This window comes from Streptomyces sp. NPDC085937, assembly GCF_044540535.1.
Classification (GTDB): Bacteria; Actinomycetota; Actinomycetes; order Streptomycetales; family Streptomycetaceae; genus Streptomyces.
Genome location: NZ_JBITSH010000003.1, coordinates 222,935 through 248,710 on the forward strand (window position 1 = coordinate 222,935; position 25,776 = coordinate 248,710).

Below are 25,776 nucleotides of genomic sequence, written 5' to 3' on the forward strand. Positions count from 1 at the left end.
TAGACATGGCACATGGTCCGACTCATGGGTCGATCCCGGGCCCGGTCGCCCCAGCGGTCCGGTGCAGCCGCCTCCGTGCGGCGCCGGCGGCAGGAGAGCGGCCGCTCCGGGTGGCATCCGATGGCGGGGCTGCGGTCGGTGCTGAGCGGGCGCAGCGTCGCCGGACAGGTGTTCGTCCTGCTCCTGGTGATGGTGCTGCTGCTGGTGGTTGCCGCGGTCGTGGCCCTGGTGCTCCAGGTGCAGCGGGACAGCACGCAGGAGGCCCGCAGTCGTTCCCTCGCCGTCGCCGAGTCCTTCGCGAACGCCCCGGGCACCGTCGAGGCGCTTCGGTCCCCCGACCCCACGGCCGTGCTCCAGCCGCGCGCCGAGGCCGCCCGCGAGCGGTCGCACGTCGACTTCGTCGTGGTGATGGACACCGACGGCATCCGCTTCACGCACCCCAAGCAGGACCGCATCGGCAAGCAGTTCGTCGGCACCATCGAGCCCGCGCTGGCCGGCGAGCCGGTGGTGGAGGAGATCGAGGGCACCATCGGTCAGCTGGTGCAGGCGGTGGTCCCGGTGGAGGACGCCGACGGCACCGTGGTGGGCCTGGTGTCGGCGGGCATCACGACGGAGCACGTGGGCGGGGCCGCCGAGGACCAGCTGCCGCTGGTGCTGGGCGCGGCGCTCGCCGCACTGGCGCTGGCGACCTGCGGCGCGGCCCTGATCAGCAGACGGCTGCTGCGCCAGACCCACGGCCTGGGCCCGCACGAGATGACCCGGATGTACGAACACCACGACGCGGTGCTGCACTCGGTGCGCGAGGGCGTGATGATCGTCGAGGGCGACGGCACCCTCCTGCTCGCCAACGACGAGGCGCACCGGCTGTTCAGCCTGCCGGACGACGCCGAGGGCCGGCACGTGCGGGACCTGGGGCTGGACCCGGACACGACCGAGCTGCTGTCCTCGGGCCAGGTCGTCACGGACGAGGTGCTGCCGGTGGGCGACCGGCTGCTGGCGGTCAACCAGCGGGCCACCGACCCCTCGGGCGGCCACGGCGGCAGCGTCATCACCGTCCGCGACTCCACCGAGCTGCGGGCGCTGTCCGGCCGGGCGGAGGAGTCGCGTGAGCGGCTGAACATGCTCTACGACGCCGGTGTGGGCATCGGTACCAGCCTGGACGTGACCCGCACCGCGCAGGAGCTGTCGGACCTGGCCGTCCCCCGGTTCGCCGACTTCGTCACCGTGGACCTGTTCGAGTCGGTGCTGGCAGGCGGTCACCCCGACGCGGCCGCCGCGCTGCGCCGCACGGCCCGTACCGGTATCACCGACGACGCACCGCTCTACCCGAAGGAGCAGCAGATCCGCTTCGTCGCGTCCTCGCCGCAGGGCCGGAGTCTGGCCACCGGCCGGGCGGTCCTGGAGCCGCGGCTCGACGAGGCGCCGGGCTGGCAGGCGCAGGACCTCGAACGCTCCGCGCAGATCGTGGAGTACGGCATTCACTCGCTGATCACGGTGCCGCTGCGGGCCGGGGCGACGGTCCTGGGCGTGGTCAGCCTCTGGCGGTTCCGCAAGCCCGAGCCGTTCGACGTGGAGGAGCTGGCGCTGGCGGAGGAGCTGGTCGCCCGGGCCGCGGTGTCCATCGACAACGCCCGCCGCTACACGCGCGAGCACAGCATGGCGGTGACGCTGCAGCGCAGTCTGCTGCCGCGCACCCTGCCCGAGCAGAACGCCCTGGAGATCGCGTACCGCTACCTGCCGGCGCAGGCCGGGGTGGGCGGTGACTGGTTCGACGTGCTGCCGCTGTCGGGCGCCCGGGTGGCACTGGTGGTCGGCGACGTCGTCGGGCACGGACTGCACGCGGCGGCCACCATGGGGCGGCTGCGCACGGCGGTGCACAACTTCTCCGCGCTGGACCTGCCGCCGGGGGAGCTGCTCGCGCTGCTCGACGAGCTGGTCGGCCGGATCGACCAGGACGAGGCGCAGGACGAGCACGTGGCGCCGGTCATCGGCGCGACCTGTCTGTACGCCGTCTACGACCCGGTGTCACGTCGGTGCGGCGTGGCGCGCGCGGGTCATCCGCCGCCGGCGCTGGTCCGGCCGGACGGCCGGGTGGAGTTCCCGGACGTCCCCGCCGGTCCCCCGCTGGGCCTCGGCGGGCTGCCGTTCGAGTCGGCGGAGCTGGAGCTGCCGGAGGGCAGCAGGCTGGTCCTGTACACCGACGGACTCGTGGAGGACCGCGAGCACGACATCGACGTCGGTCTGGAGCAGCTGCGCGAGGCGCTGTCCCGGGCCGGGGACTCTCCCGAGGAGACGTGCCGGGTCGTGGTGGAGTCCCGGCGCCCGTCCCGGGCCGCGGACGACATCGCGCTGATCGTGGCGCGCACCCGGGCGCTCGCTCCGGACCGGGTCGCCGAGTGGCCGGTGCCCTCCGACCCGGCGGCCGTGGGCGAGGTGCGGGCGCAGGTCACCCGGAAGCTGACCGAGTGGGGGCTGGAGGAGCTGACGTTCAGCACGGAGCTGATCCTCAGCGAGCTCGTCACCAACGCGATGCGGCACGGCGCCGCCCCCATCCGGGTGCGGATGCTGTACGAGCGCCATCTGATCTGCGAGGTCTACGACAGCAGCAGCACCTCGCCGCACCTGCGGTACGCGACGATGACGGACGAGGGCGGGCGCGGGCTGTTCCTGGTCGCGCAGCTGGCCGAGCGCTGGGGCACCCGTTACCTGCCGGCGGGCAAGGTCATCTGGGCGGAGCAGAACCTTCCCTGAGGAGCTTGCGCCCGACGTGCCTGCGCCTGCCCGTCCCGAGGGGGCCCACGCCGACCCATAAGGCCATCTGAGGACATGGCATAAGGTCGGCTTATGAGCCCATAGACCGGACCCGCGTACCAGGTAAGGCAAGCCTGAGTTTAGGCTTCCCCACGAGACGCTTGTCATCGCTCGAAGGGAACCTGACCATGCCCCGCCCCCTGCGGGTAGCCATCGTCGGATCCGGCCCCGCCGGGATCTACGCCGCCGACGCCCTGCTCAAGTCCGACGTGGCCGCCGACCCGGGCGTGTCCATCGACATCTTCGAGCGGATGCCGGCGCCGTTCGGACTGATCCGCTATGGCGTCGCCCCCGACCACCCGCGGATCAAGGGCATCATCACGGCCCTGCACCAGGTGCTCGACAAGCCGCAGATCCGCCTGTTCGGCAACGTGGACTACGGCACCGACGTCCACCTCGACGACCTGCGCGCCTTCTACGACGGCGTGATCTTCGCCACCGGCGCGACGGCCGACCGCGCGCTGCCGATCCCCGGCATCGACCTGGACGGCTCCTACGGCGCCGCGGACTTCGTGTCCTGGTACGACGGTCACCCGGACGTGCCCCGCACCTGGCCGCTGGAGGCCGAGAAGGTCGCGGTGCTCGGCGTCGGCAACGTCGCCCTGGACGTGGCGCGCGTCCTCGCCAAGACGGCCGACGAGCTGCTGCCCACCGAGATCCCGCCGAACGTGTACGAGGGCCTGAAGGCCAACAAGGCGATGGAGATCCACGTCTTCGGCCGCCGCGGCCCGGCGCAGGCGAAGTTCAGCCCGATGGAGCTGCGGGAGCTGGACCACTCCCCCAGCATCGAGGTGATCGTCGACCCCGAGGACATCGACTACGACGACGGCTCGATCGCCACCCGGCGCGGCAACAAGCAGGCCGACATGGTCGCCAAGACCCTGGAGAACTGGGCGATCCGCGACGTCGGCGACCGCCCGCACAAGCTGTTCCTGCACTTCTTCGAGTCGCCCACCGAGATCCTCGGCGAGGACGGCAAGGTCGTCGGCCTGCGCACCGAGCGCACCGCCCTCGACGGCACCGGCAACGTCAAGGGCACCGGCGAGTTCAAGGACTGGGACGTCACGGCCGTGTACCGCGCGGTCGGCTACCTCTCCGACAAGCTGCCGAAGCTGCCCTGGGACCTCGACTCGGGCACCGTCCCGGACGAGGGCGGCCGGGTCGTCCAGGACAGCGGCGAGCACCTGCCGTCCACGTACGTCACCGGCTGGATCCGGCGCGGCCCGGTGGGCCTGATCGGGCACACCAAGGGCGACGCCAACGAGACGGTGGCCAACCTGCTGGACGACTACAGGAACGGCCGGCTCGGCACGCCGGGCTCGCCGGACCCGGAGGCGGTGGACGCGTTCCTCGCCAAGCGCGGCGTCCGCTGGACCACCTGGGACGGCTGGTACCGCCTGGACGCGGCGGAGAAGGCGCTGGGCGAGCCGCAGGGCCGTGAGCGCGTGAAGATCGTCGAGCGCGAGGACATGCTGCGCGAGAGCGGCGCCTGACCTCCGAGCCCGCGAGGGCCCGGACGCCGGGTGTCCGGCCGGTGCGACACCGGCCGGACACCCGGCGTCCGCCGTTGCCGCGCCGGCGGCGGCTCAGTCCGGCAGGCTCAGCCGGGCCGTCTCGCCCGGGTCGACGCGCACCACGCGGTGCTCCGGCAGGTGCACCTCGATCGGGGAGCGGCCCGACGAGGGCACGGTGATCTCCAGCAGTTCGCTCTCCAGCCGCAGGCGCACGCCCCAGTGGCCGTGGTAGCGCACGGTGAAGCCGTAGGAGGACAGCTCCGGCAGGGGCACGGGGTCGAGCCACAGGGCTCCGCCCCGGGTCTCCAGACCGGCCAGTCCGCGCTGCACCAGGTCGAGGGTGCCGGCCATGGCTCCCAGGTGGATGCCCTCACCCGTGGTACCGCCCTGGATGTCCGCGATGTCGGACTGCAGGGCCTCCTGGCAGAACTTCCAGGCGTCCGCGCGGCGGGCCCGGGCGAGCACCCAGCCGTGCACCAGGCCGCTGAGGGTGGAGCCGTGGCTGGTGCGGTGCAGGTAGTGGTCCACCGTGCGCCGCCAGGTCCGTTCGTCGAGGTTCGTGCCCAGCCGGCGGAAGACACCCTGCAGCTCGGCGGGCGAGAACAGGTAGCCCAGCATGAGGACGTCGGCCTGCTTGGACGCCTGGTACCGGTTGACGCTGTCGCCCTCGGCCTCCAGGATCCGGTCCAGCCGCCGGATGTCGCCGTACCGGTGCCGGTAGCCCCGCCAGTCCAGCTCGGCGAGTTCGCCGTAGCCCTCGAACTGGCTGATCACCCCGTCGTGGAAGGGGACGTGGAGGGTGCGGGAGACCTCCTCCCACTCCTCCAGCTCCGCCGTGTCCAGCCCGGTCCGCTCCGCGAGCTCGCGGCGCCGGGGCTCGGGCAGGGCGCGCAGCACCTCCAGGGTGCGGGCGAGCACCCAGGCGGCCGTGACGTTGGTGTAGGCGTTGTCGTCCAGGCCCGGCTCGGGGGCGTCCGGGTAGGCCTCGTGGTACTCGTCGGGACCCACCACGCCCTTGATCCGGTACCGGCCCAGGTGGTCGTCGAAGGCCGCCGAACCGGCCCAGAAGCGGGAGATCTGCAGCAGCATCTCGGCGCCCTTGGTGTGCAGGAACTCCTCGTCGCCCGCGGCCTCGCAGTACTGCCACACGTTGTACGCGATCGCCGAGCCCACGTGGTGCTGGAGGTGCGAGTGGTCCGGCAGCCAGCGTCCCGAACGGGGGTTGAGATGCAGCTGCTGGGTCTCCTCACGGCCGTCGCTGCCGCTCTGCCACGGGTACATCGCGCCGCGCCGCCCGGCGTCGTGCGCGGCGGTGCGGGCGCGTTCCAGACGCCGGTGGCGGTAGTGCAGCAGCGCCCGGGAGACCTCCGGGAAGTGCAGGTTGAGGTAGGGCAGGACGAACAGCTCGTCCCAGAAGACGTGCCCGCGGTACGCCTCCCCGTGCAGTCCCCTGGCGGGCACCCCCACGTCCAGATCGGCGGTGTGCGGGGACAGGGTCTGCAGCACGTGGAAGAGGTGCAGCCGCAGGATGCGGCCCGCCTCGTCGGGCACGTCCGGCTCCGCGCGGCGCCACAGCTGCCGCCAGGCCGTCAGATGGGGTGCCAGCAGCTCGTCGAAGCCCGCGGCCCGGCCCACCCGGTCGACAGCGGCGTGCAGCGGGTCGCTGATCGCGGGGTCGTGGGAGGTGTGCAGGGCGACGACCTTGTCCACGGTGAGGGTCCGCCCGGGTGCCAGGTCCAGGCGGGTCGTCTGCACCGCCCGGGGCCGGTCGTGCCGGACGGAGACGGCCGCCGGCGAGGTCAGCCGGGCGGCGAGCGCGACGCGGATGTCGGAGGTGCGGGTGCGGCAGCGCAGCCACACGGTGTCCGCCGGCGAGGTCCCGGTGAGCACGTGGGTGAGGTGGCGTCCGTCGAGGTCGGCGTAGCGCCGTACCCCCGCGTTGGTGACGCCCCCGTCGATCGCCGCCTCCACCTCGAGCGGGCCGGTGAACCCCTCGGCGGTGAACTCGGTGCGCAGGCCCGCGAGATGGGGGTCGGCCATGTGCACGAACCGCAGCTGCCGTACGAGGAGGGCGCGCCCGGACCCCAGACCGTACCGGGTGCGGCGTTCCATCAGCCCGGAGGACAGGTGCAGGGTCACGGCGTGGTCGGCGACGGGCGCGGTGTCGGGCGTCAGCCAGTCGGCGCCGGGCAGCCGGAAGCGCAAGGGCAGCCAGTTGGGCAGGTTGACGACGTCCTCGTTCTCCACCTGACGGCCGCCGACGGCGGAGGCGAGCCGGTTGTAGATGCCGGCCGCGTAGGTGCCCGGGTAGTGCGTCTCGTCGGCGGCGCACTCGGCGAGGGCGCCGCGGGTGGCGAAGTAGCCGTTGCCCAGGGCGCACAGCGACTCCCGCAGCCGCTCGTCGGCCGGGTCGTAGCCCTCGTACTCCCAGGTCCAGCCGGTCACCGCACCGCTCCTCCCGCCGACGTCCGCCGCGCACGGTGCCGGATGTCCCGTGCGGGGACGCCGGGTGCGGTGCCGCAGCGGTCCGGTCCGGCGCCGTCACCGGCGGCGCGTCCTGCCGGCCGCGGGCCGGGTGACCCCGCCGCGGCCGGGACGGCGCACCGAGTACCCCCGGCCGCTCCCGGACACACACCGCCGAGGGGACGGTTACTGCTCGCCCACGGGGACCCGCCACACCAGGGTGGTGCCGGCGCCGGGGGTGCCGGTGACGTCGAAGGAGCCGCCCAGCTGCCCGGCGCGCTCGGCCATGTTGCGCAGTCCGCTGCGGCGGCCCCCGGGCGGCAGGCCCACGCCGTCGTCCGTCACCGTCAGCCGTACCTCGCGCCCGTCGGTCTCCAGAGCCACCTGGACGCGGCTCGCGCCGGCGTGCCGGGCGGCGTTGGTGAGCGCCTCGGAGAGCACGGCCACCAGGTGGTCGGCGGCCTCCTTGGAGACGTGGGTGTCGATCAGGCCCTCCATGCGCACGCTCGGCGCGAAGCCCAGCAGCGGCGCGGCCTCGCCCACCAGCCGTACGACGCGGGCGCGCAGCCCGGTCCCCGCGCCGCCGGCGGACCCGCGGGACCGCAGCCCGAAGATGGTCGAGCGGATGATCTTGATGGTTTCGTCGAGGTCGTCGACGGCCCGCAGCACCCGCTCGGAGGCCTCCTTGTGGTCGATGAACCGGCCGGCGCTCTGCAGCGTCATGCCGGTGGCGAACAGCCGCTGGATGGCCAGGTCGTGCAGGTCACGCGCGATGCGGTCGCGGTCCTCGAGCACGGCGATCTGTTCCGCGTCCTGGCGGCGCTCGGCCAGCTCCATCGCCACCGCGGCCTGGGCGGCGAAGCCCCGCAGCGGCTCGATCTCCTTGTCCGTGAAGACGTGGCCGCCCGCGGCGCGGGCCAGCAGCAGGATGCCGCGCACGCCGTCACCGGAACCGATCGGCACCGCGACGGCGGGGCCGAGCGCGGTGAAGCTCTGCGGGCCCTGGAAGACGCGTTCGTCGTGGCCGATGTCCCGCGAGGTGACGGGCGCGGCGTCGGCGAAGGCCCGGCCGAGCAGACTGCCGTCGACCGGCACGACCAGGCCGCGGTGGGTCTCCGCGTCCTGTCCGATGGCCAGTTCCACGGTCAGCGAGTCGGTGCCCGCCATGGGCACCGCTACGACGGCGAGGGAGGCGCCGGTGATCTCCCGCGCACGCTCGGCGACCAGCAGCAGAGCCGTGCCGCGTTCGCTGCCGGACATCAGCCCGTGGGTGATCTCGGCGTTGGCCTGCAGCCAGCGCTCCCGCAGCCGGGACTCCTCGTAGAGGCGGGCGTTGTCGATGGTGACCCCGGCGGCGACCGCGAGGGTCGACAGGACGGACTCGTCCTCCTCGTCGAACTGCTGTCCGCCGCGTTTCTCGGTCAGGTACAGGTTGCCGAAGACCTGGTCGCGCACGCGGATCGGGACTCCGAGGAAGGTGTTCATCGGCGGGTGGTGCGGCGGGAAGCCGTAGGAGGCGGGGTGTTCGGAGAGCTTGGGTATCCGCAGCGGCTCGGGGTGGCGGATCAGCTCGCCGAGGATGCCGTGGCCCTCCGGGTAGTGGCCGATGCGGGCGATCTCCTCGTCGCTGACGCCGACGGTGTGGAAGGCGGAGAGCCGCGTGCCGTCCGGGCCGATCACGCCGAGGGCGGCGTAGCGGGCGTCCACGAGCGCGGCGGCGGCCTCCACGATGCTGTGCAGCGCCTGTTCGAGGTCGAGTTCCCGGCCGACGGAGAGGACCGCTTCGAGGAGGCTGTGCACCCGGTCGCGGGTGCCGCGGGCCGCGTCGATACGGGCCTGCAGCTCCTCCAGCAGTTCGTCCAGCCTGAGCTGCGGCAGCCGTAGGCGCGCGTCCTCGTCCCGCTGCGGGGCCGTGTCCCGCCCGGCGTCTGTCACCCGTGTGCCTCCTGTCCCCGCGCTCCTCACCGCCCGGCCGGCGTCCTCCCGGCCTGCGTCCTCCCGGGCGGCCGTCGGTAACGGTCCGGTAAACGTGACGGTACGGCATCAGGCGGGCCGCGCGACCGGCGGGGACCACCGGACGCAGCCCTCCCGCGCCGTCGTTCCGCCCGGACGCGGTGCGGGGTCCCCGGGACCGGAACCCGGGCGGTCCGCGACGTCCGTGGCCCCGCGCACCGGTGAGCGGTGCGCGGGGCCACGGACGGGTGAGGGCTCAGACCTCCAGTTCGTTCTCGATCCGGCGCAGCTGGTGGCGCGCCATCGCCAGGTTGGCGCGGGCGGCGTCCAGTACGAGGTACAGGAACAGGCCGTTGCCGCCGCGCCCCTTGAGCAGGCGGATCAGGTGGTACTGGCTGTTGAGGGTGATCAGGATGTCCTCGATCTCCTCCTTCAGCCCCAGCAGTTCCATGGTGCGCAGCTTGGACCGCACGACGTCGGTGTTGCCGGCGGCGGCGACCTCCAGGTTGAGGTCCTTGCCGCCGCCCAGGGTGCCGAGGGCCATGCCGCTGGTGTAGTCGACGAGCGCGGCGGCCGTCGCGCCGTCGATGGAGCTGAGGCATTCCTTGAGCGAGGTCTCGGTGTTGGCCATGAGTGGTGTCCTTTCCGGATCGTGAAGGGTGGTGCGGGCCGGCGCCGCTCGGGTCCGGGCGTCCGGCCGGGAGTGAGGTACGGGTCAGCCGCCGGGCTGGGGCCGGGGCCGGTGGGTGGGGCGTTGCGGGGTCCGTACGGGGAGGGTGCCGATGGGCCGGGCGCGGTCCGTGGCGTCCGGGGCGCCGGCGCCCTCCCGGTAGGGGGGCCGGTCGGCGTGCCGGCCGCCGCCGGGGCCGATGGCGGTGTCCACCAGTTCCGCGATGCGGGCGCCGCTGCGCCGGCCCTCCAGGTGCAGCCGGCCCACGTTGACCCGGTCGTCGGCGAGGAGGGTGAGCACTGCGGTGGTGCCGGCCGCGTAGGTGGCGATGTAGCCGAGGCTGCCGCGGACCAGGAGTTCGCGGAACTCCCCGCGGCCGGCCGCGTCCGTCATCCGGTGGGCGACGCCGAGCGCGGCGGCGGTCAGCGCGGCGAGCCCCTCGGGTTCGGTGTCCGGCGCGTCGTGGGCGAGGACGAGTCCGTCGACGGTGGCCGCGAGGGAGCCCGCCAGCCGCGGGACGCGGGTGCGGAGCCGACGCAGTTCGTCCAGCACGTCGGTCTCGACGGCCATGAGCAGTCTCCTTTCGGCACGCTGCCGGCGCGTGCGGATCACAGTGCCTCCAAGGCGTCCAGGAGCCGTCTCAGCAGCGCTGTGTCGGGCTCGTCCCAGTCGGCGCGGCCCGCGCCGGGGACGGTGTGGACGGGCGGGGCGGGCGCGGGGGGTGCGGGGGCGACCAGCCCGTCGGCGGCGAGCCGGCGCAGTTCGACGAGGATGTGGAAGGTGCGGTGGGCGAGGACCGAAGCGATCTGGGCGGCGGTGCGGCCGCCGTCGACCAGGGCGAGGGCGCGCCTTCTGCGCGGCGGCAGGGCGGCCGGGTCGGCGTCGGGCGTCCGGGCGAGCGGCGCGGTGTCGACGGCCGGGTCGGGCCATATCCGCTCCAGCAGGTCACGGCGGCGGTCCGACTCGCGCAGCACGGTCGCCACCGGCACCGGCCGGACCGCGCCGAGCCAGTGCGCGACCCCGGGGCGGAAGCGCAGGGCGGTGCCGTCGTGGGCCAGCGCGAAGTACGCGGCGTCGAAGAGGGCGCCCAGGTGGGCCAGTTCGAGCGCGCCGGTGGTCAGGCGCCCGCTGTCCACCAACTGGCGGCCGACCCGCTGCCGGGCCCCCGCCCGCTCGACCGCCTCCCACCAGCCGGCCGGGGCCAGGGCGCCGCTGCGGGTGAGCAGGTCGCCGAAGCCGGGGCTGTGGGCGGACTCGACGTGGACCACGTGCCCGGCCGCGAGATAGAAGACGCCGGACCGGGTGGTGAGCGCTCCGGTGGCCCGGTCGGCGGCGAGCGTGTCCAGCAGTTCGGGGGCGGACCCGTCCGCGCGGGCGGCGGCAGCGGTCATCCGAGCACCATCCGGTCCGCCATCTCGGCCAGCCGGATACGGGCCAGCGCCAGGTTGCCGTCGGCGCGGTCCAGCGACAGGAACACGAACACCGTGCTGTCGAAGGTGGTGACGACGAACCGCAGCAGGTGGAAGGCGTCCGCGGTGGTGAGGATCAGGTCCTCGACGGGGGGTTCCTTGCCCGAGCCGGTGCCCGACGGGGCGAGGGCGCCGCTCTCCATCGCCAGCCGGGCCAGCTCGGCGGTCTCGGCGGCCGTCGCCTCCACGTCACCGCCCGGCGCCTCCCCCACCGCGCCCAGGGCGAGCCCGCTGATCCAGTCGACCACCAGGGCGCCACGCGCGCCGGGCAGCCGCATGGCTTCCAACAGGCTCTCGTCGATTCCGGGCACGCCGGATCCCCCTCCCTCACACGGCTGTACCGCGAACGTGACGTTGACGCTACGGTGTGTGCTCGACCGTGGTGAGGGCTTTGGCGTTTTCCCGTGGAATATGCGACAGGGCCACCGGGGCGCTGATAGGGTCGCCGCTTTTCGCACCCGGCACGGGGCGGGACTCGGGGGCAGCTCACCGGCCCGGCTCCGGTGCGCATGCGGGAACGGCGGTACGGGCGGGACCGGCCCCGATGCGGATGGTGGGCCGGCCCCGCCCGCGGACGTCATTCTGGTGCCGGCGCCGTCCGGAGGACCATGGGTGCACGGACGTCACCGTGTGCGCGGCGCGCACACCCCGCGCGCGGCAGGCCGTACGCGCCCCCGTGGTGGGCCGTCCGGGCGGCGCGTCACGGGTGCGGCCGCCGTACGGCGCAACCCCGCGTCCCGTCGGCGGGCGCGGGCGACGATACTGGCAGTCGCACGTGCCCCCGCTCATGACTGGACCCATGCCGATCTCTGCCACAGCCCGCCCCACCATCCCTCCCACCGTCTGGGCGACCCGCGGCCGATACGTCGGAGAGCGGGCCGAGGAGACACTCCGCCGCAGCCTCGCCGCGCTCAAGCACGCCGGGGACATCGACGACTTCCTGGAGCTTCCGGCGGACGACACCAAGCCCGACCTGGTCTTCGAGTCCCGGACACGGGTCGGGGACGGGGTCACGGTCCGCGCCCGGCTGAGCCTCGCCCCCGCCACGGGCAAGGGCCGCGACTGGCTGCTGGTCGCGGAGGCGGAGCGCCCCCGGGACCGCTCCTGGCCGTCCCCCGTCGCGATGTTCTGGCCCACGGAGCCGGACGCCGGCGCGAGCCACGATCCGGCGAGCGGCCTGCGCCCCGGGGAGATCAGCCCGCTGCCGGAGGACGACAAGGCCGTACGGCGGCTGCTGCGGGACTGCGCGCGCGACCCCTGGTACATCCACGTCGTCGTCCACGAGGCGATGACCACGGACGAACGCGGCCGGGTGCCGCTCGCGCACTGGCTGCCGCCGGGGCTGCGGGACCGGGTGGTCGAGCACCGGGCGACACCGCAGCAGTACCGGGTGACGAACTGGGCGCTGCGGGACGTCGGCGTGGAGGTCCCCCGGGGCGGGGCGGCTGTGCTGCCCGGCCGTCCGGCGCCCGAGGGGTACGAGCCGGACGCGTTCGCCGTGCGCGCGGTGTTCCTCGACGGCACGGAGCCCGTCGACCTGGTCGACGCGGTGAGCCGGTACGACGCGCTGCCGAGGGAGCTGCCGGAGGAGGCCGCCGAGGCGCTGACCGCGCTGCGGGAGGACTGGCACCTGCTCACCCTCGCCGAGGAGCTGGAGCGGGAGCGCGCGCTGGTGGCGATGTACGCCGAGGCCCTGGACGCCATGACCAAGTCCCGCGACCTGTACCGTGAGGCCGCCGAGCGCGCCCACGAGGCCCTGGAGGCCTACCGCGAGGCAGGCGCCGCCACCCCGCCCCCGGCTCAGCCGCCCCGCCCTCGCACCCCGGCCCCGCTCCAGCACCTCACGCGCACGTTGGAGCGCCTGAAGCTCGGGGCGGCGGGGCCGCGCCGCACCCGTACCCAGGAGGACACGGAGCAAGTCCCGACCCCGGCCCCGGAGCACGAACCCACCACACCGTCCGACGGCTGACGCCTGTCCCGACGGCACGGCAACGGCCCAGCGCACGCGGGGCCCGCCGGGTCTCCGTAAGCGCCCCCGTGCGGCGGCCGCTCCCCACAGCCCCACGGCCCCCGGCACTTCGACCCCCACCCGCCGGGCACCGGCACCGCCCCGATTGCCACGACAGCCGGCCGCCGCCTCGGCAACCGGCCGCCGGAGCGGCGCTGAGGTGGGGGCAGGCGTCCGCGCCGGGGCGTCACCGGTTGGTCCGGCGGCCGGTGTCCGAGCCACCGGTGTCGTGACGGAGGTCGCGGGGACGTCGGTCGGGGGCAGGCACGTACAGGGGCAGGCACGTACAGGGGCAGGCGCGTCCGGGCAGGGGGCGGCCCCGGGGCGGCAGCCGCCGGCCGCCCCGGGGACCGGGGTGCGCGGTCAGTCCGTCGCGTGGTGGGGTTCGGCCGGGGGCCAGGGGGTCCAGCGGGTGCCCGGGGCCGGGGCGGCCACGCGGACCACCAGGGCCGCCAGGGCGAGCAGCGCCGCCGCGACGGCGGCCGAGGTGGCCAGCCAGGACGGTGCGAGGGCGAGTTCGGCTGCCCTCGGCAGGGTGGCGTCGGAGAACGACCCGCCGTACGCATGGGCGACGGCCAGCGCCGACGGCACCACGACCCCTCCCACCAGCACGACCACCGCGGGCCGCACCACCAGGATCAGCGCCAGCACCGTGCAGAGCACCGACAGGCCGACGGCGAGGGCGTGCACGTTGAGCGACACGCCGTCACGCTGCAGCGGGAAATGGGTGACCGCGCAGACCGCGAGGGCGGCGGCGGCCAGCCAGCTCGTCCAGATCGCGGACCTGGTGACGGTGCCGGGGCGACGAGGCCTGGGGGTGCGGCGGCCGTTCTTCCGCGCGGCGGGCTTCCGGCGCGCGGAACGCAGACCGCCACGGGGGGCCGCCGCACGCCCGGTGTCGGGCCGGACGTCCTCCTGCCGCTCCCCGGGGACCGGCTCGTGCGCGGTCCGGGCCTCGGCCTGCGCCGCGACGCGGAGGTGCTCGGGGGGCCGTTGTGCGGCCAGACGGTCGATCAGTTCGACCAGTTCGTCGACGGAGCGGCCGGTGGCGGCGGCGCGCAGTGCCTCCTCACGGCAGTGCGGCGCGAGGGGCTCGTTGTGCAGGAGCGCCACCAGGAGGGTCACGTCCTCCACCGAGCGGTGGGCGGCGGCCGCGCGGATGGTCTCGTCGGCGCTGGAGGCGTCGCGGGGCGGACGGGTCAGCAGGGCGACCAGCCGGGTGACGTCCTCCACGGACCGGTCGACACCGGCGGCCCGCAGCGCGTCGACGACGGCGCGGGTGTGCTCGGGCGACCGTTCCAGCGCGGTGATGAGGTCGACGACCTCTTCGAGGGGACGGTCGGACACGGCGGCGTGCACCAGGTCGCTGACCGGATCGGCGTACGCCCGCCCGGTCGCGGTGGCCCGACCGGCGGGGTGCGCGGGCCCCGGCGGGCCGGCGGGGTCGCCCGGGTCCCGGGGGTCGCGGGACCCGCGCGGGTCCTGGGGTCCTCGTGCGTCCCGGGGCGCCTCCACCGGGTCCACGAGATCGACCGTGGCCACCGGGTCGCGGTGCCCGTCGGCGTGGACGGGATCGCGTGGGTCGACGGGATCACGCCGGCCGACGGGATCGCGCGGATGGTTGCCGTGCGCGGGATCGCGCGAGTAACCCGTGTCGAACGGGCGGCGGGGACGGCTCCCGTCGGCCGTCTCACGTGGCCGGCCGGCGTCCGCCGGGCCGTGCGCGTGTTCCCTGTCGGCCGGCGCCGTGTGTTCCGCCGCCGGCGGGCGCGCCCATGCCGGTTGCGGCCGGTGCGCGCCGGTCGCGCTGCCCGTCGTGCCGGCGGGCGGGGCGGCGGCCGCGTCGACGGGTATGCCCGGTTCGTTCGAGGGGGACGAGGAGAAAGTGGTCATGATCGACTCCAGGGGAAGACTGATGACCATTACTAGGCTCCCCCACCACGTGCTGCCACTTGACTGAGCCACCGGGATGACCTGCGACGATTCCGTGTTTCGGGAGTTGTTCACGGGGCAACGGTCGCCTGCGCGCATGGCCGGTCCCCGCCGCCATACCGGGGCGCTGAGCGGGAATCCGTTTCTTCGAGGACTGTGTCGCGGCGCGAGGCCGCGGCACGCGGCCGTCGGAAGGGAGGGCAGTTCGTTGGACACGACCACTGCGATGTGGGCCGTCGCCGCGCTTCTCGCGGCCGTGGTGCTGGCCGGTGCCGTGACTCTGCTGGTCCGTCTGGTCCGTACGCGGCGGGAGTTGCGGCGGGCGGGACTGCCCACCGGGCCCCGCTGGGTGTTCTGGGGCGCGGTGCTCTATCTGGTGCTGCCGGCCGACCTGTTGCCCGATCCCGTGTATCTGGACGACATCGGTGTCCTTCTGCTCGCTCTGCGCACCATGCGTGGCTCCCTCGGCGCGGGGGTGCCCGGAGTGCCCGGACGGCGGCCGGTACGGGAACCCGCCGATGATTACGCTCCGTAAGGAAACCAACCACCCGTTCGATTCGTATAAGTCTCTGGAAGCCAACGCAAGTCGGCGGACCAAGCGACGGCGCCCTGAAGGCCGTTGCCTGATCGGCGCAGCACCGACGAGGGAGAGACGATGCAACCGTTCGCGCTCAACTACGCCCGTCCGGCGGTGGAGTTGGCAGTTGCCACTCCGTATGCGTATGACTCCGGACTGCAGTTGAACGTCCTCGGTGACGGACGGATCGCGGCCTGCGACCATGCCCTGTTGCGTGAGGTGGGGACGACGACGTCCACCGCGGGCTCCAAGACCCACTTCGACGACTGATCGCGGAACGTAGACCATGACCGTGCTGATCCTCACCTGTGAGGAGGACGTGACCGCCGACATGGTGGTGGTCCATCTGAACGGCGCAGGCGTGCCGGTGGTCCGTCTCGACCCCGCCGATCTGACCGGGGGCGTCTCGCTGTCCGGCGAGTACGTCCACGGCCGTTTCCGCGGCCATCTGTCCGCGGGCGGACGGCTGGTGAGCATCGGCGGGCTGCGGTCGGTGTGGGTGCGCCGGCCCGGCACGCCGGCCGAGCGCGCGCCGCAGCCGTCCGGCTGGCTGACCGAGGAGGCTTCACAGGCGCTCTACGGCATGCTGCGCGGCTGCGACGCGCGGTGGATGAACCACCCGGACGCGGCGCGGCAGGCCCGCCACAAGCCGTGGCAGCTGCGCCTGGCCCAGCGGTGCGGGCTGCCCGTGCCGGCGACGGTGATCACCACGTTCCCGCGTGCCGCGCGGGAGTTCGCGGAGCGCTTCCCGGACCTGGTGGTCAAGCCGGTGTCGGGGGCGCATCCGCAGGATCCGCCGCGGGCGGTGCCGACCAGCAGGGTGGCGCCGGACGCGGACTTCTCGGCGGTCGCCTACGGGCCGACGCTGCTTCAGCGGCGGATCGCCAAGCGGGCGGACATCCGGCTCACCGTGGTGGGCGACCGGCTGCTGGCCGCCCGCAAGACGACGCCGCCGGAGGCCGATCCGGAGGTGGTGGACGTGCGGTTCGCCGCGCCCGGGCCGCCCTGGGAGCCGGTGGAGGTCCCGGCGCGCACCGCGACGGCCGTGCTGGACTACATGGCCCGGGCGCAACTGGCCTACGGCGCCTTCGACTTCGCGGAGGACGCGGACGGGACCTGGTGGTTCCTGGAGTGCAACCAGTCGGGACAGTTCGGGTTCGTGGAGGTGGAGACGGAACAGCCGATCGCGCGGACCATCGCCGAGTGGCTGTCCCGTCCCGTCCCCGACGAGCCGGCCGAGCTGGACGGGGTGAGCACCACGGCGCGGTGAGGGCGGCTCACCGCGGGGCGCCGGTCAGTGCGGCCGGGGTCCGGGGAGCAGGGCGGCGCGCTGCCAGCCGTTGCCCGGGGCCTGCGGCCGGTCGAACCCGGTGCCGTAGCCGGGCGCCTGCAGGGGCCGCATGACCAGCTCCAGTTCCCTGCTGACGCGTTCGGCCTCGCGGCGCACCTGTGCGGGCACGTCGCCGCACTCCGCGATGAGTCGGTCGTAGATGGGGGAATCCTGGAACACCCGCAACGTGCCTTTCTGCTCGGCGGCCCCGGCGCGGGGTCGCGACTGCCGAGTCTAGGCGCCCATCGGGGGTGAAGTGGGCGTTCCGGGCGTCAAGCACCCGTACTGGAACCGGGGCGGACAATCATGAGCACCGTGACGGTCGCCCACAGAAGATTGAACACACCCGTGAACATCGCGAGTTGGACGGTGCTCTGCCGGTCGACCGGCGTCCGCTCGGCGACCTGCTCGACGAGTTCCTCCTGACGGGGGAGCACGAAGGCGAGGAGCACCCCGGCCGCGACGGCGGTCAGGGTGATCGAGGCGACGAGCCAGGCGTCGCCCAGGACGCCCATCGCGAGGGCGGTGGCGAGACCGAGCGCCGGTACGAGAATCCCCAGGCCGGCGTAGACGCGGCAGATGCGGTGGAGCAGTTCCACGGTGCCCGCCGCCCGTGGGGCGGGTCCGGTGCCGTCCGCCGACAGGGCACGGCGCACGGCCGGCGGGAACATGCTGGCGGCGACGGTCACCGGACCGACGGCGACGATGGCGGCCAGGACATGGAGGGACAGGAGCAGCTTGGTCACCGGGACTCTTTCCTTGGTGTGATCGGCGGTGCCCGGTTCACGTTAGGGATCTTCAAGGTGGCCGCACAGCGGCCGGATCGACAGTTCCCCACGGATTCCCGCCAACCCCTGCCGCCAGTGCGCACGGGCGCCGGTCCGCCGGACCCCGTGTTCGTGGGGGTGGCGGGAATCCGTTTATCGTGGCGTTCATGCACTCCGTGGCGATCCTGGCCCTCGACGGCGTGGTGCCGTTCGACATGGCGGCCCCCATGCAGGTCTTCGACTTCACACGGCTGCCCGACGGCAGGCGCCCCTATCGCGTGCGGCTGTGCGCCGAGCGGCCGGAGGTGGCGGCGGACGGTGGGTTCGTGCTGCGCGTCGACCGCGGCCTCGACGCGCTGGCCGACGCCGACACGGTCGTCGTGCCGGGTCGCGCGCCGGGCGCCCCGCCACTCTCCCCGGCGGTCCTGGCCGCGCTGCGGGAGGCGGCCCGGGCGGGGACCCGGATCGCTTCGGTGTGCGTGGGGGCGTTCGTGCTGGCGGAGGCGGGGCTGCTGGACGGGCTGCGCGCCACCACGCACTGGGTGGCCGCCGAGGAGTTCGCCCGGGCGTTCCCGCTGGTCGAGGTGGAGCCGGACGTGCTCTACGTGGACAACGGCCAGATCCTCACCTCGGCGGGGGCCGCCGCCGCGCTGGACATGTGCCTGCACATGATCCGCCGGGACCTCGGCTCGGCGGTGGCCGCGAACGCCGCCCGGATGTCGGTGATGCCGCTGGAACGGGAAGGCGGGCAGGCCCAGTTCATCGTGCACGAGCACCCGCCCGTGCCGCGCGGCTCGGACCTGGAGCCGCTGCTGGAGTGGATCGAGGACAACCTCGCGCACGAGGTGACGCTGGCCGGGATGGCGGCCCGCGCCGGCATGAGCGAGCGCACCTTCAGCCGCCGCTTCCGTGAGCAGACCGGCACCACTCCGCTGCAGTGGCTGCTGCGGGCCCGGGTGCGGCGCGCCCAGTACCTCCTCGAGAACAGCGACCACACGGTCGACCGGATCGCCCAGCAGGCGGGGTTCGGGTCCCCCACGGCGTTCCGTGAGCGGTTCCGCAAGGTGGTGGGCACGACCCCGTACGCCTACCGCACGTCGTTCAAGGGCGGGCGGGGCGGCACCGGCCGGGCGGGCGGGCGGTCGTCCGGCTCAGACGGCCAGCGACAGGCCGCTCTCCCCGTCGCCCTCGGGTGACCGGCCCGCGCCGGCGAGCAGGTCGTCGGCGCGCTCGACGGCCTCGTGGACGGACGACGCGCCCGTCAGCGCGCGGAGCGCGTCGGTGACGTCGTCCAGTTCGCGCGCCAACGCCGGTGAATGCCGTTCCGCCTGCGCGATCCGCAGTGTGGCGTATCGCGTCAGCAGGTGTCTGACGACCTTCGGATCCGGTACGTGCACGTAGTGCCCCTCTCGTTTTCGCTGCGTATGCCCGAGAGAGGCGGAAGCACACACTTCCTGTGCGCTACTGACCGAATGTGACCGAAAACATTCGCTCCATGACCGGACCGTCAAGCCATCTGTCCGCTGTGCAGCGCGGTGTAGGCACCGCCGCGCCGCAGCAGCTCCTCGTGCGTGCCCACCTCCTGGACCGCGCCGTCGGCCATCACCACGATCCGGTCGGCACCGCGCACGGTGGACAGCCGGTGCGCCACGACGAACGTGGTGCGCCCGCGCAGCAGCCGGGCGAGCGCCTCCTGCACCAGCGCCTCCGAGCGGGTGTCCAGTGCCGAGGTCGCCTCGTCCAGCACCAGCACCTTGGGGTCGCGTATCAGCGCCCGTGCGATGGCCAGGCGCTGGCGCTGCCCGCCGGACAGCCGGGCCCCGCGCTCCCCGACCAGGGTGTCCAGACCCTGCGGCAGCCGGTCGACGAACTCCAGCGCGTTGGCGTCGCGCAGCGCGGCCCGCACCGTCTCCTCGTCCGCGTCGTCCATGCCGTAGGCGACGTTCTCCCGCACGGTGCCGTCGAAGAGGACCGACTCCTGGGGCACCACGGACAGGAAGCGCCGGTAGGTGCGCAGGTCGAGGGTGTTCATGTCGGCGCCGTCGAGCAGCAGCCGGCCGGAGGTGGGGCGGATGAAGCCGATGACGAGGTTGAGCACCGTGGACTTGCCCGCGCCGGACGCGCCGACGAGGGCGACGGTCTCACCCGGGGCCACGTCGAGGGTGATGTCGTGCACGGCCGGGCGGCCGGCGGTGTCGTAGGCGTGCCCGACGCCCTCGAAGGTGACCGCGCCGCGCAGCGCGGTGAGCTCCGCCTTGCCCTCGTTGTCCTCCAGCTCCGGCGCCTGCAGCACCTCGCCGACCGAGCGGACCGACTCCAGCCCCTTGGTGATGACGGGGGCCAGTCCGGCCAGCGTGGTGGTGGAGTTGGTGAGCGTGGTCAGGAAGGCGCTGAGCATCACGACGTCGCCGGCGGTGACGCCCCAGACGTCGTAGTACGACACCAGCGCCGCGCCGGCCAGCACCATCACACCGACCACGTTGAGGACGACCCAGGCGAGCGAGCCGAACCGGCCGTTGACCAGGTCCAGGCGCATCCCGGAGGTGAGCAGCCGGTCGAGGGTGCCGTTCATCCGGCGCAGCGCCTTTCCCTCCAGGCCGTGAGCGCGGGTGACCGGGATCAGCCGGGTCATCTCGGTGACCCGGGAGGACAGGGTCTCCACCTCGTGGCGGAAGTCCTCGTTGTGGGAGCGCAGCCGTGCCCTCAGCCGGGCGACGAGCAGCGCCGCGGCGGGCACCACGACGAGGAAGACGGGGAGGAACTCGGGGGTGCGCACGCCGATGATGACCAGTCCGCCGGCGAGCACGGTGACCGCGCCGAGCCCGGTCTCGGCGGTCTGCTGGACCATCTGCTCGACGGTCTCCACGTCCCGCACCACCTTGGCCTGGAGCACGCCGGCGCTGACCCGGGAGTGGTAGCCGATGGACAACTGCTGCATACGGGTGCACAGCGCGGAGCGCAGGGCGGTGCCCATGCGGCGGACGCTGCCGTACAGCAGGCGGACGTACAGCACGTGCAGCGGGTGGTTGAGCAGCAGGACGGCCAGGATGACGCCGGTGCTGGTCCACAGCCGTGAGATCGGCTGGTGCTGGACGACGGTGTCGATGATGGACGCGGTGATCAGGGGCAGCAGCCACACCGGGCTGTGCTTGACCGTGAAGACGACGACGGCCAGGGCGAGCCGACGGCGGTCCGCCCGGAACAGATAGACGAGCGTGCGCACCGGGTGCTCGCCCCGGTAGCGGTGGTCGAGCGGTCTTTCCTGCGGCGATGCCATGGCCGATGGGTCCTCCCCCTGTGAACCGGCGCGGTCCGGCACGGAAACCCGCACCGGTCCCCACGCGGGGACGGCACGGGTCCGGCACGCAGCCGCACCGGTCCGCTCCGTTCCGTTCCGTTCCGGTCCAATGCACGAGACGCATCGGAACGGCGTACTGAACCGCACGGATCGGCACGGGACCGCGCCGATCCGGCGCACGAACCTCGCGGCCGGCACGTGGTCGCAACGGTCCGACACGGGACCGCATCGGTCCCGCGCCCCGCACCCACCCGGACGCGCGCGAAACGGCGCCCGGCGCCCGTCGGGGGCGCCGGGCGCGGGAACGGCCGCTCAGGCCGCGTCGAGCTCCGCGATCTCCTCGGCGCTCAGGACCAGGTCGGCGGCGCGCACCGAGTCCTGGACCGACTCCGGGCGGCTCGCCCCCGGGATCGGCACGACGACCGGTGACTTCGCCAGCATCCAGGCCAGGCACACCTGGTGCGCGCTCACCCCGTGCTCCTGCGCCACCCGCGCGAACGGCGCGTAGCTGGAGCCGAGTTCACCGGCCTTGGAGATGCCGCCGAACGGGCTCCAGGGCAGGAAGGCGACACCGAGCTCGTCGCACAGCTCCAGCTCCGGCTCGCTGGAGCGGAACGCGGGCGAGAACTGGTTCTGCACGGAGACGAGGCGCCCGCCGAGGATCTCCTGGGCCTGACGGATCTGCTCGGGGTTCGCGTTGGAGATGCCCGCCATGCGGATCTTCCCCTCGTCGAGCAGGTCGCGGATCGCCCCGACGGATTCGGCGTACGGGACGCTGGGGTCGGGCCGGTGGAACTGGTAGAGGCCGATGGCGTCCACGCCGAGCCGCCGCAGGGACGCCTCGCAGGCCCGCCTCAGGTACTCCGGGCGCCCGTCGAGGGTCCAGCTGCCGTCGCCGGGTCGCAGATGCCCGCCCTTGGTGGCGACCAGGACGTCCCCGCCCCGCTCGTGGGTGGAGAGCGCCTTGGCGATCAGGCTCTCGTTGTGCCCCACCTCCCCCGCGTCCCGGTGGTAGGCGTCCGCGGTGTCGATCAGGGTGACACCGGCGTCGAGGGCGGCGTGCAAGGTGGCCAGGGAACGGGACTCGTCGGGCCGTCCCTCGATCGACATGGGCATCCCGCCCAGTCCGATCGCGGACACCTCGACCTCACCGATACGACGGGTGTGCATGGTGCGTCAGCCCCTTCCGGCTGTCGTGCTGCGCTTGTGGAAAGCGCGTACCAGCCTGGTCGCCGCGGGCCGGGAAATCCAATAGAAGAAAGCGAACGGATTCAGCAGGCGGGGCGCTGAATCCGGTCGGGCGCCTCCGCCGGGCGGGCGTCCGGTCCCGGCGTTACGCTGCGCGGAGTTGACCCTTTTGTTCGCTAACGGGAGGTTCCCATGGCCCCGCTCCTCAACCCGTACCTCAACTTCGACGGGAACGCCCGGCAGGCGATGGAGTACTACAAGGAGGTCTTCGGCGGGGAGCTGAACATGCACACGTTCGGCGAGGCCGGCGGCGCCGGGGAGGAGCACGCCGACAAGATCATGCACGGCATGCTCACCGCCACCGCCGACGGCTTCACACTCATGGGCTCGGACATGCCGCCGGGCATGGAGCACACCTCCGGCAACAACTTCGCCGTGAGCCTCAGCGGCGAGGAGGAGAGCACGCTGCGCGGCTACTGGGACAAGCTCTCCGACGGCGGCCAGGTGTCGGTGCCCCTGGAGCGGCAGATGTGGGGCGACGTCTTCGGGATGTGCACGGACCGGTTCGGCACTCCGTGGATGGTCAACATCAACACCCGGCAGGGCTGAGTCCCGGCCCGTCGCGCGCGGGCCGGCGGGCGGTTGACACGGCGTTCCGGAGGGGATCATCGTGCTGGCCGGACACGCGCCGGCGGGGCGCGGCGCACAGGGAGGCCCGGCGGCGGACACCGGCCCGGGGAGAGGCGGCGGCATGCGGATCGGACTGCTCGGCACCGGCCCGTGGGCGCGGGCGGCGCACGCCCCCGCGCTGAGCGGGCACGCGGACGTGGACTTCGCAGGCGTGTGGGGGCGCAGGCCGGAGGCCGCCCGGGAACTGGCCACGCTGCACGGCGTCCGCGCGTACGGCGACGTCGACGCGCTGCTCGCCGACGTCGACGCGGTCGCCGTGGCGCTGCCGCCGGCCGTCCAGGCGGACCTCGCCGTGCGGGCCGCTCGGGCGGGCCGGCATCTGCTGCTGGACAAGCCGCTCGCGCCGACGGTGGCGCAGGGGCGTGCGGTGGTCGAGGCGGTCGAGGCGGCGGGCGTGGCCTCCGTGGTCTTCTTCACCACCCGCTTCCAGCCGGAGCCGCAGGCGTGGATCGAGGAACAGGCCCGGGTGGGCGGCTGGTTCACCGGGCGGGCGCAGTGGCTCGGCGCGGTGTTCACCTCCGACGGCAACCCCTTCGCCGCCTCACCGTGGCGCCAGGACAAGGGCGCCCTGTGGGACGTCGGCCCGCACGCCCTGTCCGTGCTGCTCCCGGTGCTCGGCGAGCCGCGGCGGGTGACGGCGGCGGCGTACGGGCCCGGGGACACCGTCCACCTCGTCCTCGACCACGCGAGCGGGGCGTCCAGCAGCAGCACCCTGAGCCTGACCGCTCCCCCGGCCGCGGCCGGCGCCATGGTCGAACTGCGCGGTGAGGCCGGGGTCACCGTCCTCCCCGAGGCCACGGAGGACGCGGTGCCCGCGCTCGGCCGGGCCGTCGACGCACTGCTCGCCGCGGCCGGCACCGGCACACCGCACCCGTGCGACGCGGCGTTCGCCTTCCAGGTCACCCGGATCCTCGCCGCGGCGGAGACCCTGTTGCACAGCGGCACCCACTGAGGCACTCCGCACCGGGACGGCACCACGGCCGGCCGCGCCCCGCGACGGGTGCGCAGCGGAGTGCCGCCGGTGCGCTCCGTGGCCGTCGGGCCGGGGCCGGCTTAAACGATCCTTAAGGACCGGTTAAGCGATCGTGCGTGCTTTGTCGTGCATTCAAGTAGGCGCAGGTCAGCGGGTGTTGGGGACAAGTCGGACCCGTTGGCGGGTGGGCCCGTGGTCCCTACCATCAGTGCCGCGCGGGTCCCGACGCACGGTCTGAGAGCGCTCTCACCAACACCCCGGGGCCGGTCGGCCCGCGCCCGACCCGCAACCGCAACCGCAACCCGCACGAGCACTCTGGAGACCCCCCACATGACTCCTCGGCACCAGCGCACCCTCGGCCGCCGCAAGCTCCTCTTCGCCCTCGGCGGGGCCGCCGTGGCCCTGCCCGCGGCGGCGGCGATCGCCCCCCACGCCCTCGCCGGCCAGTCCGGCGGGCAGGACGGCACGAAGGCGGCCGGATCGCTGCCGCTGACGATCGTCAACAACAGCGGCGCCTTCGACAACGCCTCGGTGCACCTGTACGTCGTGGGCAACGCCGACGGCCGCCAGGTCCGGCTCACCCCCGACGGCACGCTCGCCCCGATCGACCTCGCCGACAACGGCGCGGACGGCTTCACCGACTACGCGATCAGCCTGTCCGGCGGTGAGACAACGCTGTCACTGCCGTACATGTCCGGCCGGATCTACGTCGCGCTCGGCGAGAAGCTGAAGTTCAAGGCCGTCGCGGACGGCACCGGCGCGGCGGCGCTGCAGTACCCGGCGGGCTGGGTCTCCTCCGACCCCAACTTCGGCGTGCTGCACGACTGCGCGGAGTTCACCTACAACTCCGCCGGCCTGTTCTGCAACACCACCATGGTCGACATGTTCAGCGTGCCGCTGGGCATCCGGCTCACCGGTGCCGACGAGCAGACCACGGGCACGGTGCGCTCCGGCGGCCGCGCGGCCGCGTTCGCCGCCGTCAAGGAGACGGAGGGGTACTCCCGCCTGGTGGTGGACGACACCCGGATCATCGCGCCCGGTCACGGCCTCGACGCCGGCCTGTTCGCCGAGGACTACTTCGCCCCGTACATCGACGAGGTGTGGAGCACCTACACCGGACGGGACCTCACGATCACCACCAACGCGGGCACCTTCACGGGGCGGGTGCGCGGGGACCGGTTCACCTTCGACGGGCCCGCCCAGGTCGCGTTCGACAAGCCGTCCACCCGTGACGTGCTGTTCTGCGACGGCGCCCTGGCCGCGCCCAACGACGGCACCACCGGGCCGGTCGCCGCGATCCTGGGTGCGGGCTTCAACCGCTCGACGCTGCTCAGCCACCCCGAGCAGCCGACCACCGACCCCGCGGAGTTCTACGTGACCGAGCTGACCAACCACTATTCCAAGGCCATGCACGCGGTCACCGAGGACGGCCGGGCGTACGGGTTCGCCTTCGACGACGTGGCGGACTTCGCCTCGTACATCCAGGACACGGCGCCGACCGCCCTGCGGCTCACCCTCACGCCCTTCGAGTGAGCGGACTCCCCGCCGGGGGCGCACCTCCCGGCGGGGCAGGTTTCCCCGGGGCCGGGGGAGGTACCCCGGCAGGCACGGGAGGCTCCGCACCGAGGGGGTCTCGGGCGCTCGCCCAGGGCGCCGTGGGTGCTCCGGATGCGCGGCGGGCCTCCGCGATGAAGGCTGAGTAACGGACCCGGTGCCCGGCACCGGGGCCGTACCAGCGTTCCGGACCCCGAGGAGCCAGAAGATGTCGACGTCCCAGCCCGACGCGTCCCGGCAGACCGAGGACCGCGCCACCCCGGACAGCCTGCTCCACACCCGCACCGGCGGCGACGTGTCGCCGGAGGACCTGGTTCTCGCCAGCGGCAAGGACCTCACTCCGCAGAACCTCGAGTGGGCCAAGCGGAAGCTGGCCGAGGAGGGGCCCTCCGCGATGGAGAAGATCCTTCCCTGATCCCCCCATCTCACCGCTCCCCCGGCCGCGTCCGGGCAGCGGAACGCCGGCGGGGCCCGGGGGGGGGGGGGCCCCCGCCCCCCGGGGGGGGGCCCCGGTGCCCGGCGGGCCCGGCGCCCCGGGGCCGGGCCGGCGGAACCCCCCACAGCGGGGGCGACGGCGGC

At 73.8% G+C, this 25,776-nt stretch carries 23 protein-coding genes; 11 read left to right on the top strand and 12 right to left on the bottom strand.

The window, feature by feature from the left end; genetic code table 11:
- The first annotated feature begins 120 nt into the window (after positions 1-120).
- Positions 121-2,751, top strand: a complete 2,631-nt coding sequence (locus ACIF8S_RS08060) for a SpoIIE family protein phosphatase (RefSeq protein ID WP_399998474.1) — start codon at positions 121-123, stop codon at positions 2,749-2,751.
- A gap of 188 nt (positions 2,752-2,939) precedes the next feature.
- A complete protein-coding gene (locus tag ACIF8S_RS08065; RefSeq protein WP_399998039.1) occupies positions 2,940-4,304 on the top strand; it encodes an FAD-dependent oxidoreductase in 1,365 nt (454 codons plus the stop codon).
- A gap of 93 nt (positions 4,305-4,397) precedes the next feature.
- Here ACIF8S_RS08065 and ACIF8S_RS08070 read toward each other — a convergent pair whose 3' ends face one another.
- From ACIF8S_RS08070 to ACIF8S_RS08095, 6 genes are all read right to left on the bottom strand, one after another.
- Positions 4,398-6,770 (bottom strand): glycoside hydrolase family 65 protein, encoded by a 2,373-nt coding sequence (locus tag ACIF8S_RS08070; protein ID WP_399998040.1) that lies wholly within the window; start codon positions 6,768-6,770, stop codon positions 4,398-4,400.
- A 204-nt stretch (positions 6,771-6,974) separates the two neighbouring features.
- Positions 6,975-8,723 (bottom strand): GAF domain-containing protein, encoded by a 1,749-nt coding sequence (locus ACIF8S_RS08075; RefSeq protein ID WP_399998042.1) that lies wholly within the window; start codon positions 8,721-8,723, stop codon positions 6,975-6,977.
- 274 nt (positions 8,724-8,997) lie between these two features.
- Positions 8,998-9,372 (bottom strand): hypothetical protein, encoded by a 375-nt coding sequence (locus tag ACIF8S_RS08080; RefSeq protein ID WP_399998043.1) that lies wholly within the window; start codon positions 9,370-9,372, stop codon positions 8,998-9,000.
- Between the two features lie 84 nt (positions 9,373-9,456).
- Positions 9,457-9,981: a roadblock/LC7 domain-containing protein gene (locus ACIF8S_RS08085; RefSeq protein WP_399998044.1), complete on the bottom strand. Its 525-nt coding sequence runs from the start codon at positions 9,979-9,981 to the stop codon at positions 9,457-9,459.
- 38 nt (positions 9,982-10,019) lie between these two features.
- The gene (locus tag ACIF8S_RS08090) at positions 10,020-10,802 is read right to left on the bottom strand and encodes a hypothetical protein (protein WP_399998045.1); all 783 of its coding nucleotides are present in this window, start codon (positions 10,800-10,802) and stop codon (positions 10,020-10,022) included.
- Positions 10,799-11,191, bottom strand: coding sequence for a hypothetical protein (locus tag ACIF8S_RS08095; protein WP_349794769.1), 393 nt, complete (start codon positions 11,189-11,191; stop codon positions 10,799-10,801). Before ACIF8S_RS08095 ends, ACIF8S_RS08090 begins: the two co-directional genes overlap by 4 nt.
- 488 nt (positions 11,192-11,679) lie before the next feature.
- On the opposite strand from ACIF8S_RS08095, the gene ACIF8S_RS08100 reads away from it, so the two are divergent.
- Complete coding sequence (locus tag ACIF8S_RS08100; protein ID WP_399998047.1) at positions 11,680-12,849, top strand: hypothetical protein; 1,170 nt, start codon at positions 11,680-11,682, stop codon at positions 12,847-12,849.
- A 402-nt stretch (positions 12,850-13,251) separates the two neighbouring features.
- On the opposite strand, the gene ACIF8S_RS08105 is transcribed toward ACIF8S_RS08100, so the two are convergent.
- The gene (locus ACIF8S_RS08105; RefSeq protein ID WP_399998048.1) at positions 13,252-14,781 is read right to left on the bottom strand and encodes a hypothetical protein; all 1,530 of its coding nucleotides are present in this window, start codon (positions 14,779-14,781) and stop codon (positions 13,252-13,254) included.
- Positions 14,782-15,028: 247 nt separating this feature from the next.
- Between ACIF8S_RS08105 and ACIF8S_RS08110 the strand changes: the two genes are divergently transcribed.
- The 3 genes from ACIF8S_RS08110 (at position 15,029) to tgmB (ending at position 16,667) form a co-directional block, all read left to right on the top strand.
- The gene (locus ACIF8S_RS08110; protein ID WP_024888261.1) at positions 15,029-15,355 is read left to right on the top strand and encodes a YkvA family protein; all 327 of its coding nucleotides are present in this window, start codon (positions 15,029-15,031) and stop codon (positions 15,353-15,355) included.
- A 120-nt stretch (positions 15,356-15,475) separates the two neighbouring features.
- A complete protein-coding gene (tgmA, locus tag ACIF8S_RS08115) occupies positions 15,476-15,667 on the top strand; it encodes a putative ATP-grasp-modified RiPP (RefSeq protein WP_004935783.1) in 192 nt (63 codons plus the stop codon).
- A 16-nt stretch (positions 15,668-15,683) separates the two neighbouring features.
- A complete protein-coding gene (gene tgmB, locus ACIF8S_RS08120; RefSeq protein WP_349794766.1) occupies positions 15,684-16,667 on the top strand; it encodes an ATP-grasp ribosomal peptide maturase in 984 nt (327 codons plus the stop codon).
- A gap of 24 nt (positions 16,668-16,691) precedes the next feature.
- Here tgmB and ACIF8S_RS08125 read toward each other — a convergent pair whose 3' ends face one another.
- Positions 16,692-16,907 carry a hypothetical protein gene (locus ACIF8S_RS08125; RefSeq protein ID WP_399998049.1) on the bottom strand — a complete coding sequence of 72 codons (216 nt, stop codon included), beginning with the start codon at positions 16,905-16,907 and terminating at the stop codon, positions 16,692-16,694.
- Positions 16,908-16,999: 92 nt separating this feature from the next.
- Entirely contained in the window at positions 17,000-17,473 is a 474-nt protein-coding gene (locus ACIF8S_RS08130; protein ID WP_399998051.1) for a hypothetical protein, read from the bottom strand.
- A 188-nt stretch (positions 17,474-17,661) separates the two neighbouring features.
- On the opposite strand from ACIF8S_RS08130, the gene ACIF8S_RS08135 reads away from it, so the two are divergent.
- Positions 17,662-18,690 (top strand): GlxA family transcriptional regulator, encoded by a 1,029-nt coding sequence (locus ACIF8S_RS08135; RefSeq protein WP_399998052.1) that lies wholly within the window; start codon positions 17,662-17,664, stop codon positions 18,688-18,690.
- Here the strand turns inward: ACIF8S_RS08135 and ACIF8S_RS08140 are convergent.
- The 3 genes from ACIF8S_RS08140 to ACIF8S_RS08150 form a co-directional block, all read right to left on the bottom strand.
- Positions 18,646-18,891: a DUF5133 domain-containing protein gene (locus tag ACIF8S_RS08140; protein ID WP_399998053.1), complete on the bottom strand. Its 246-nt coding sequence runs from the start codon at positions 18,889-18,891 to the stop codon at positions 18,646-18,648. The genes ACIF8S_RS08135 and ACIF8S_RS08140 overlap by 45 nt on opposite strands.
- A gap of 110 nt (positions 18,892-19,001) precedes the next feature.
- The gene (locus ACIF8S_RS08145) at positions 19,002-20,771 is read right to left on the bottom strand and encodes an ABC transporter ATP-binding protein (protein WP_399998055.1); all 1,770 of its coding nucleotides are present in this window, start codon (positions 20,769-20,771) and stop codon (positions 19,002-19,004) included.
- A gap of 333 nt (positions 20,772-21,104) precedes the next feature.
- Positions 21,105-21,962: an aldo/keto reductase gene (locus ACIF8S_RS08150; protein ID WP_399998056.1), complete on the bottom strand. Its 858-nt coding sequence runs from the start codon at positions 21,960-21,962 to the stop codon at positions 21,105-21,107.
- A gap of 210 nt (positions 21,963-22,172) precedes the next feature.
- Here ACIF8S_RS08150 and ACIF8S_RS08155 point away from each other — a divergent pair, with 210 nt between their 5' ends.
- From ACIF8S_RS08155 to ACIF8S_RS08170, 4 genes are all read left to right on the top strand, one after another.
- Positions 22,173-22,589, top strand: a complete 417-nt coding sequence (locus ACIF8S_RS08155; protein WP_399998057.1) for a VOC family protein — start codon at positions 22,173-22,175, stop codon at positions 22,587-22,589.
- A gap of 142 nt (positions 22,590-22,731) precedes the next feature.
- Complete coding sequence (locus ACIF8S_RS08160) at positions 22,732-23,622, top strand: Gfo/Idh/MocA family protein (protein WP_399998059.1); 891 nt, start codon at positions 22,732-22,734, stop codon at positions 23,620-23,622.
- Between the two features lie 351 nt (positions 23,623-23,973).
- Positions 23,974-25,176 carry a glycoside hydrolase family 64 protein gene (locus ACIF8S_RS08165; RefSeq protein WP_399998061.1) on the top strand — a complete coding sequence of 401 codons (1,203 nt, stop codon included), beginning with the start codon at positions 23,974-23,976 and terminating at the stop codon, positions 25,174-25,176.
- 229 nt (positions 25,177-25,405) lie between these two features.
- Positions 25,406-25,612, top strand: coding sequence for a hypothetical protein (locus ACIF8S_RS08170; protein ID WP_024888251.1), 207 nt, complete (start codon positions 25,406-25,408; stop codon positions 25,610-25,612).
- Positions 25,613-25,776 lie beyond the last annotated feature (164 nt).

Bases quoted from the DNA above. Each gene is read 5' to 3' on its own strand.
- ACIF8S_RS08060 (WP_399998474.1), top strand. From the start codon at position 121: ATGGCGGGGCTGCGGTCGGTGCTGAGCGGGCGCAGCGTCGCCGGACAG.
- ACIF8S_RS08065 (WP_399998039.1), top strand. From the start codon at position 2,940: ATGCCCCGCCCCCTGCGGGTAGCCATCGTCGGATCCGGCCCCGCCGGG.
- ACIF8S_RS08080 (WP_399998043.1), bottom strand. From the start codon at position 9,372: ATGGCCAACACCGAGACCTCGCTCAAGGAATGCCTCAGCTCCATCGAC.
- ACIF8S_RS08085 (WP_399998044.1), bottom strand. From the start codon at position 9,981: ATGGCCGTCGAGACCGACGTGCTGGACGAACTGCGTCGGCTCCGCACC.
- ACIF8S_RS08090 (WP_399998045.1), bottom strand. From the start codon at position 10,802: ATGACCGCTGCCGCCGCCCGCGCGGACGGGTCCGCCCCCGAACTGCTG.
- ACIF8S_RS08100 (WP_399998047.1), top strand. From the start codon at position 11,680: ATGCCGATCTCTGCCACAGCCCGCCCCACCATCCCTCCCACCGTCTGG.
- ACIF8S_RS08105 (WP_399998048.1), bottom strand. From the start codon at position 14,781: ATGACCACTTTCTCCTCGTCCCCCTCGAACGAACCGGGCATACCCGTC.
- tgmA (WP_004935783.1), top strand. From the start codon at position 15,476: ATGCAACCGTTCGCGCTCAACTACGCCCGTCCGGCGGTGGAGTTGGCA.
- tgmB (WP_349794766.1), top strand. From the start codon at position 15,684: ATGACCGTGCTGATCCTCACCTGTGAGGAGGACGTGACCGCCGACATG.
- ACIF8S_RS08135 (WP_399998052.1), top strand. From the start codon at position 17,662: ATGCACTCCGTGGCGATCCTGGCCCTCGACGGCGTGGTGCCGTTCGAC.
- ACIF8S_RS08145 (WP_399998055.1), bottom strand. From the start codon at position 20,771: ATGGCATCGCCGCAGGAAAGACCGCTCGACCACCGCTACCGGGGCGAG.
- ACIF8S_RS08150 (WP_399998056.1), bottom strand. From the start codon at position 21,962: ATGCACACCCGTCGTATCGGTGAGGTCGAGGTGTCCGCGATCGGACTG.
- ACIF8S_RS08155 (WP_399998057.1), top strand. From the start codon at position 22,173: ATGGCCCCGCTCCTCAACCCGTACCTCAACTTCGACGGGAACGCCCGG.
- ACIF8S_RS08160 (WP_399998059.1), top strand. From the start codon at position 22,732: ATGCGGATCGGACTGCTCGGCACCGGCCCGTGGGCGCGGGCGGCGCAC.
- ACIF8S_RS08165 (WP_399998061.1), top strand. From the start codon at position 23,974: ATGACTCCTCGGCACCAGCGCACCCTCGGCCGCCGCAAGCTCCTCTTC.
- ACIF8S_RS08170 (WP_024888251.1), top strand. From the start codon at position 25,406: ATGTCGACGTCCCAGCCCGACGCGTCCCGGCAGACCGAGGACCGCGCC.